At 70.6% G+C, this 7,461-nt stretch carries 6 protein-coding genes and 2 pseudogenes; all 8 read right to left on the bottom strand.

The genetic code is table 11. The features are described from left to right. Nucleotides 1–1,475: pseudogene (locus tag JHN63_RS53435) on the bottom strand (5,6-dimethylbenzimidazole synthase); the annotation flags it as partial. A gap of 396 nt (nucleotides 1,476–1,871) precedes the next feature. Then, nucleotides 1,872–3,095: a precorrin-6y C5,15-methyltransferase (decarboxylating) subunit CbiE gene (cbiE, locus tag JHN63_RS44115; RefSeq protein WP_200690767.1), complete on the bottom strand. Its 1,224-nt coding sequence runs from the start codon at nucleotides 3,093–3,095 to the stop codon at nucleotides 1,872–1,874. A 115-nt stretch (nucleotides 3,096–3,210) separates the two neighbouring features. Further along, nucleotides 3,211–3,849, bottom strand: coding sequence for a GNAT family N-acetyltransferase (locus JHN63_RS44110; RefSeq protein WP_200690766.1), 639 nt, complete (start codon nucleotides 3,847–3,849; stop codon nucleotides 3,211–3,213). A gap of 162 nt (nucleotides 3,850–4,011) precedes the next feature. Then, on the bottom strand, nucleotides 4,012–4,848 hold the full coding sequence (locus JHN63_RS44105; protein WP_200690765.1) for a MetQ/NlpA family ABC transporter substrate-binding protein: 837 nt from the start codon (nucleotides 4,846–4,848) through the stop codon (nucleotides 4,012–4,014). Nucleotides 4,849–4,937: 89 nt separating this feature from the next. Then, on the bottom strand, nucleotides 4,938–5,642 hold the full coding sequence (locus tag JHN63_RS44100; RefSeq protein WP_200690764.1) for a methionine ABC transporter permease: 705 nt from the start codon (nucleotides 5,640–5,642) through the stop codon (nucleotides 4,938–4,940). Then, nucleotides 5,639–6,754: a methionine ABC transporter ATP-binding protein gene (locus tag JHN63_RS44095; protein WP_374222997.1), complete on the bottom strand. Its 1,116-nt coding sequence runs from the start codon at nucleotides 6,752–6,754 to the stop codon at nucleotides 5,639–5,641. Before JHN63_RS44095 ends, JHN63_RS44100 begins: the two co-directional genes overlap by 4 nt. Before the next feature lie 18 nt (nucleotides 6,755–6,772). After that, nucleotides 6,773–7,045 (bottom strand): annotated as a pseudogene (locus tag JHN63_RS53430) (helix-turn-helix domain-containing protein); the annotation flags it as partial. A gap of 137 nt (nucleotides 7,046–7,182) precedes the next feature. Further along, nucleotides 7,183–7,419 carry a hypothetical protein gene (locus JHN63_RS44090; protein ID WP_307782132.1) on the bottom strand — a complete coding sequence of 79 codons (237 nt, stop codon included), beginning with the start codon at nucleotides 7,417–7,419 and terminating at the stop codon, nucleotides 7,183–7,185. Nucleotides 7,420–7,461 lie beyond the last annotated feature (42 nt).

Genomic DNA, 7,461 nt, shown 5'->3' with positions numbered 1-7,461 from the left:
TTCCGGAGCCGTTCCGGGCAGCGGACGTCGTGTACGACCTCCGCTGCCCGGAACGGCTCCGGAACGGCGATCACTTCGGGGGTCTGGTCGGGAGTGGCTACGGGTTCGGGCGCCGGCTCGGCACCGTGAACCGCCTCGACCTCAGCACCCTGCTCGTTCGCGACAGCGAACCCGGCGTCGTGGACCTCTCCGGTTTCCGCCACCACGCCGACGGCCTCCGGCAACACCTCGCCCTCGGGGGCGAACCCGCCCTCGGGACCCGGGGCAGCCTCGGCACTCGGGACCGCCTCGGGCTCCTGCACCACCACGGGCTCCGGCACGGCCTCAGGTTCCGGCGCGACCTCGGCAACCGGCACCGCGACGGAAGCCGCGACCTGCTCCGGCTCCTCCGGCCCGCCGCCCGGCACGAACCCCGCATCGGGCCCCTGCTCATCGACCTGAGCCTGCACTGGTGCGTACACCTGGACCGGTGCCTGCAACTGCACCTGTTCCTGCACCGGTTCCTGGTCCCGCACCTGGTCCTGCCCGGCAACCGAACCCTCGGGGCTCCCCGGCAGTTGCCCCGCCTCGGGAACACCGGCGTTGCCGGAGCTCTCCGTACTCACGTGGCTCACCTGGGCGAAAGCGGTCGCGGGCTCCCCCGCGAACGACTGCCCGTGCCCCTGCCAGGCCGCACCGGCGTCGGGAGCCTGCGCCTGACCGCCCCCTGTAGCCGGACCCGGCTCGGACACGGCGACCCCGGTGTCCACGGCCATGGCGATTCCCCCGCCGAGGGACTCGCCCGCCGATTTGCCAACCGGAACAACCGTTTCCGCTCCCGGCACCCCCGCGCCCACCGGCGCCTGGGCGCCCCAGGGAGCCGCGCCCTGCGGGGGCAGGTCGCGGAGTTGGGGTGCGTCGAAGTACTCGGGGGCGGTCGCCGACGGGGCCGGCTGCCGTACCGGCGCGCCCGCGGGGCCACGGTCGGCGAGGGAGCGGACCGGGCTCGCGGAGGTGTCGGGGAGGGGCGGGCCGAGATGCAGCGGGCGACGCGGCGGGACCGGCGCGGGCGGCGGCGCGGGAAGCCGTACGCCCCCCAGATCGACGGAACCGCTGTCACGGCCGGCCGTCTCGTGCGGACCCGGCTCGTGCGCGACGGCCTCAGGTGCGGGGGTCGCCTGTGCGGCGGCCTCGTGCGCGGTCGGCGCCTGCACGCCGGTCTCCTGCGGACCCGGCTCGTACCCGGCGGCGGCCTCGTACACCGCGGCCTCGTGTCGTGCGGGCTCGTTGGCCGTCTCGACGACGGGCTCGGGGGCGGGGGGCGGGACCTCGTTGCCCCAGGCGCCCTGGGCGCCCGGCAGCAGCAACAGGTCCTCGTCCTCGGCGGTGGTCTCGGAGAGGTAGGTGTACGCGCCGTGCGCGGGAACGCCTGGCTGTTCCACCATGCCTGCGTTCTCCGGCAGCCCCTCGGCCGGGATCTGGCCGGTGTCGGTCATGCGTACCCCTCGCCCATCGGTTAGTGCTTCTACGACCCACTCACCGGGAACGGCGCACCGACCGCCCCGCAGTGAAGAACGAGCGTGCCAGTCCAGCGGCACGAACGACCCGACGCCAAAAAGCGACAAAGCCATTTAGACGACAAAGCCATTGACTGGCATTGTCGCGGCCGTTGCGCCGTCGCGACAGGTTGATCCGCGACGGCCCGCTGTGGACTGCGCCACGTTGCGCGTCCTCCGGTTCCGCCGTACCACACTCACCCCAAAACGGGCGGGTTTTCCGGACATTGACGAACGAAGTGCCGGGTCACCCAATGCGGTACAACAGTCCGCCAGCCTACCGCGCGCAGTACGACAACAGGATCACGGGGACGGTACGAGGGGTCGGCGAACCGGTCAGGAAACGCGCTCCGGAAGGAGGCCGCTGAGCAGGAACGCGACGCTCCGTTCCGTCTCCGTCCAGGCCCTGGTGTCGAGTTCGACGGACTGCAACAGGGCACACTCCACGTGGTACCCGTGCTCCGTGAGGTCGCGGCCGACGAGTTCGGCCTCGTCCCGGGTGGAGGCGTGCGCCACGATGCGCTGCGGGCGCCGGTCGGCGACCGCGGAGACGACGGCCACTCCCCCGCCACCGACCCGTACTACATCGGGTTCGGGGAGGTTCTCCAGGATGTGCGGGGCGTCGCCCTGGACGATCTGGAGGTGCACGCCGAAGCTACGGGCCGCGGAGTCGGTGCGGGTGCAGGCCTGGGTGTCGCGGTCGACGGCGATGACGGCGGCGCCGGCGCGGGCCGCCTCGATGGCGAAGGCGCCGCTGCCGCAGCCGATGTCCCACACCAGGTCCCCGACGCGCGGGCCGAGGCGGGCGAGCTGGGCGGCCCGGAGCAAGTCCGTCTCGCCCTCGCCGAGTTCACCGCCGTAGGCCTCGGCGGGCAGGGTCCAGCCGCGGGCGACGGCGGCCGGGTCGCGGCCGGCGATCCAGCCCTCGGCCGGGCCGGTGGTGACGACGGGGCCGACCGGGCCGCCCATGACGATGACGACGTTGGGATCGCGCCAGGTGCGGTCGGCGGCCTTGTCGGAGGTGAGGACGGTGACCTGCTCGCGCTCGTTGCCCAGTTCCTCGCAGATGACGAAGGTGCGCTGGACGCTCCCCAGCAACAGGCCGAGTTCGGCGGGGCCGGCGCCCGGTGAGGTGAGAACGGCGACTTTTGTGTGGGCCCGGCATACGTTCACCGCGCGTCGCAGGGTGCGCCGGTGTGCGACGACCACCTGTGCGTCGTCCCAGGGCATACCGGCGCGGGCGAAGGCGGCGGCCACCGAGGAGACGGCGGGGACGACCTCCACCTCCAGGCCGAACTCGGGTGCGCGCAGGGTCCGTACGACTCCGAAGAAGCCCGGGTCCCCGTCGGCGAACACGACCGCGGTGCCGCGGTGTCCGGCGATACGGCGGGCGGCGAGGGAGACGCTGCCGAGGCGGATGCGCTCGGCGCGCTCCTGGACCTCGGGGAGCGCGAGATGGTGGGGCGCGCCGGCCACCAGGGTGGCGGCGGCGAGGGCGGAGCGTGCCGCGGCGGTCAGCGGAGAGCCGTCCCAGCCGATCACCGTGACGCGGTCGGCCATCGTCGTCAGTCTCCAGGGTGGATTCGCAGGTCGTCGGGGGAAGCGGCCCGCACGCGGGCACCGTGAGGGTACCTGGTGCCGCCGGGCGGTGCTCCCTGTGCCGTACCCGCCGAATTCAGTTCCAGTCGGCGAGTGACGTGAAACCGTCGACGTCGGCGAGCTGTTCGGCCGTGCCCTCCAGGTCCTCGGGGAGGAGGCTCCACACGATGAAGTCGGTGCGGACGTCGCTCCAGGTGCCGTCGTCGCCGTGGACGTGCGCTATGCACGCGCCCCGCAGGACGCCCTCGCTGATGCAGCCGATCTTCTGGGCCACCTGCTGGGAGGCGGTGTTGTCGGCGGCGGTGCGCAGTTCGATGCGCTCCAACTTCTGGTCCCCGAACAGCCATTGGGCGGTGGCGAGCGCCGCCTCGGAGGCGTAGCCCTCGCCGCGGGCCCAGGGGGCGATGATGTACGACAGCTCGGTGGACCGGACGTGCCAGTTGGTCTTGGTCAACTGGACGACGCCGACGAGCCGTTGGGTGAGGAACTCGGTGACGGCGAGGTCGAGGCCGCGGCCCGAAGTGCGTTCGGTGGGCGCGTACTCGGTGATCCAACGGCGGGCCCGGTCCTCGGTGTAGGGCTGGGGGACGTCGGTCCAGGACCCGACCTGTTCGTCGTTCATCATCTCCGTCAGCGCGGGGATGTCGTCCTCGTCGAGGGGCCGCAGCACCAACCGCTCCGTGCTGATGGAGATGTTGGGGAAGGTGCTAGTCATGCGCCACTCCGTAACCTTCGGAAAATGTTCAGGGCAACCTGAACTGCCCAGCATGCAGCATGAAAGCAGTGAACCGCACCGCGGGGTCCACCCGCGGTGAGCGGGTGGACCCCGTGAGTTGCGGCGAGTTGTCTACAAGACGACTCGGAAGGACCGGATGGGTCAGAAGGACGGGATGACCGAGCCGGCGTACTTGTCCTCGATGAACTTCTTCACCTCGGGCGAGGTCAGCAGCGTCGCGAGCTTCTTGACGCGCGGGTCCTTCTCGTTGCCCTTCTTCACCGCGAGGAAGTTGCCGTACGGGTTGTTCGTCGCGGACTCCAGGACGATCGCGTCCGTGGCGGGCTTCAGGCCCGAGGAGATCGCGTAGTTGCCGTTGATGACGGCCGCGTCGACGTCGTCCAGGGAGCGCGGGGTCTGGGCCGCCTCCAGCTCCTTGAACTTGAGCTTCTTCGGGTTCTCGGTGATGTCGGCGGGGGTCGCCTCGTTGCCCACACCGGACTTGAGGGTGATCAGCTTGTTCGCCGCGAGCAGCTTGAGGGCGCGGGCCTCGTTGACGCTGTCGTTCGGTACGGCGATCGTCGCGCCGCTCTTCAGGGCGTCGGCGCTCTTGACCTTGTGGGAGTAGAGGCCGAGCGGCTCCAGGTGGACCGTGACGACGGGCACGATGTGGGTGCCGTTCTTCTTGTTGAAGTCGTCCAGGTAGGGCTGGTTCTGGAAGTAGTTGGCGCCCACCGAGCCGTCCTCGGTCGCCGTGTTCGGCGTGACGTAGTCGGTGAACTCCCTGACCTCCAGGTCGAGTCCGGCCTTCTTCGCCAGGTGGTCCTTGACGTAGTCGAGGATCTCGGCGTGCGGGGTGGGGCTCGCGGCGACGACCAGCGGTCCGCTGTAGTCGGCGGAGGCCGAGGAGGAGCCCTTGTCCGAGCCGCAGGCGGAGAGCGCGAAGGTGAGCGCTCCGGCGGCGAGGACGGCGGTGGTGAGCTTTGCGGTGTTACGCACGAAAAGTGCCTTTCCTGAAGGGTGTCGCGTACTACGACCCCGCGTTGGGTGGTGCGGGGAGTCCTGGAGGGAGAGATCCCGGGGTGTGCTTATGCGGCTTTCAGCAGCCGTAGCCTCGGCGTGGGACCCGACCGTCCGCCGCGCCGGTGCACCGAGCGGGCCGCGTAGTCGCCGGCGAACTGGATGAGGGAGATGACGACCGCGAGGATCGCCACGGTGATCCACATCAGCTGGGTCTCGAAGCGCTGGTAGCCGTAGCGGATGGCGATGTCGCCGAGGCCGCCCGCGCCGACCGTGCCGGCCATCGCGGAGTAGCCGATGAGCGCGACGATCGTGGTCGTGGTGCTGGAGATCAGCGAGGGCAGGGACTCCGGCACGAGGACCTTGCGCACGATCGTCCAGGTGTTGCCGCCCATCGACTGCACGGCCTCGACGAGCCCGCCGTCCACTTCGCGGACAGCCGTCTCAACAAGGCGTGCGAAGAAGGGAATCGCCCCGATCGCGAGCGGCACGATGGCGGCCTCGCGGCCGATCGTCGTCCCGGTGATGGTCCGGGTGAAGTTCATCAGCGCGACCATGAGGATGATGAACGGCAGCGAGCGGGCCACGTTCACGATCTGCCCGATGACCTTGTTGGCGGCGACGTTCTGGAGCAGTCCGCCGCGGTCGGTCAGGACCAGCAGGACGCCGAGCGGGAGTCCGCCGACGACGGCGATGACCGTGGACCAGCCGACCATGTACAGCGTGTCCCAACACGCCTGGGACAGCAGGGGCTGCATCTCCGACCAGCTCACTGGGCACCTTCCTTCAGCAGTACGGGCTCCTGGCCCAACACGTCGATCTGCAGGCCCTGTTCGCGCAGGAAGCCGATCGGCACCACGTTGTCGTCGTAGTGGCCGGGCAGTTCGATGCGCATGCGGCCGACCTGGAGTCCGCCGACGGTGTCGATGGCGGCGCCGAGGATCGAGATGTCGATGTTGTAGGTGCGCGAGAGCTGGGAGATGACGGGCTGGGTGGCGGCCTCGCCGTGGAAGGTGACGTCGACGACGGTCCGGTCCTCGCCGCCCGCCTCGCCGCTGACCGGGAAGAGCGCGGAGGCGAGTTCGGAGCCGGGGGTGCCGAGCAGTTCGCTGACGGTCCCGGACTCGACGATGCGCCCGTTCTGCATGAGCGCGGCGGAGTCGCAGACCGACTTCACGACGTCCATCTCATGGGTGATGAGCAGGACGGTCAGGCCCAGTTGCCGGTTCAGGTCGCGCAGCAACTGGAGGATCGAGCGGGTGGTGTCCGGGTCGAGGGCGCTGGTGGCCTCGTCGGAGAGCAGCACCTTGGGGTCGCCGGCCAGGGCGCGGGCGATGCCGACGCGCTGCTTCTGGCCGCCGGAGAGCTGGGCCGGGTAGGCCTTGGCCTTGTCGGCGAGTCCGACGAGGTCGAGCAGCTCAAGTGCCTTGCGCGAGCGGTCCTTTCCGGACCTGCCGAGGATCTCCAGCGGCAGCTCGACGTTGTCCTGGACGGTCCGCGTGGAGAGCAGGTTGAAGTGCTGGAAGACCATGCCGATACGGCTGCGCGCCTGCCGGAGTTCGCGTCCGGCGCGCGGTCCGCGCCCGGCGAGGGCGGTGAGGTCCTGCCCGTCGACGGTGACCGTGCCGGCGGTGGGCTTCTCCAGCAGGTTGACGCAGCGGATGAGCGAGGACTTGCCGGCGCCGGACGGGGCGACCAGTAACAGCGGTCCGCCGCCGACGCGTTGGAAGACCCGCTCGACGAGTGCGGCCGTGGCCCGCTCCCGGCCGAAGAACCAGGCCGCGTCCCGCGGGGTGAAGGCCGCCAGTCCGCGATACGGACAGGTGGGCGCGCTGCTGTCGGCGGCGGGTCCACCGGCGCGCTCCGCCGGGCCGGTCTCGCGCACCAGCTTGAGCAACTCGCCCTCGGCACCCAGGATCTGGTCGCACTGACGGGCCACGTCGACGGTCGCCCGCTTGACGCCGGTCTCGATCTTGCTGAGATAGCCCTTGCTGTAGTGCGTCCGGCGCGCCAGATCGGCCAGCGACAGTCCGCGCTCCCGGCGCAGCCGTCTGAGCTGCGCGGGAAAGGTCGACGTGAGCTGCGCGGTGCTCTCCGGCTGGTCGGACCGGTCGGCTGCCGCGTGCTGGTACTGCTGGTCCCCCAAGGCGTCCCCCCTGGCACTGCCCGCCCGCATCGTGAGACAGCGGATGTCCAGGCTACTGCGGGGGTCCGACAGGGGGCCAAGCGTTTCACCCGGAGTGGCGAGAAACGGGACTGCCGGGACCGTCGTGGGCCGGTCCCGGCAGTGCTCCCCCGCGGTGAAGGTCTCCGCTACGGGCGGTTGAGGACGATGGAGTTGATGGGGGTGAAGTTGAGGCGGTAGGCCCAGTCCTGGGCGATCGTCTGGGTGCAGTTCGTGCCGTTGTAGCCGTTGCACACGGTCACGGACGCGCCGCCGGTCTGGTTGTTGAGGATCCAGTGGTCGCCCACCTGGTTGCTGAGGTTGTGGGCGCCGTAGCTGTAGTACACGTCGGTCGGGTGCGGGTTGGCGTCCGGGGCGGTCTGCATCTACGGCCAGGGAGTGGACCCGGACGCCAACCCGCACCCGAC

Origin of the sequence: Streptomyces sp. MBT65 (assembly GCF_016612545.1) — a bacterium.
Classification (GTDB): Bacteria; Actinomycetota; Actinomycetes; order Streptomycetales; family Streptomycetaceae; genus Streptomyces.
This window is presented reverse-complemented; position numbering and strand designations above follow the sequence as displayed.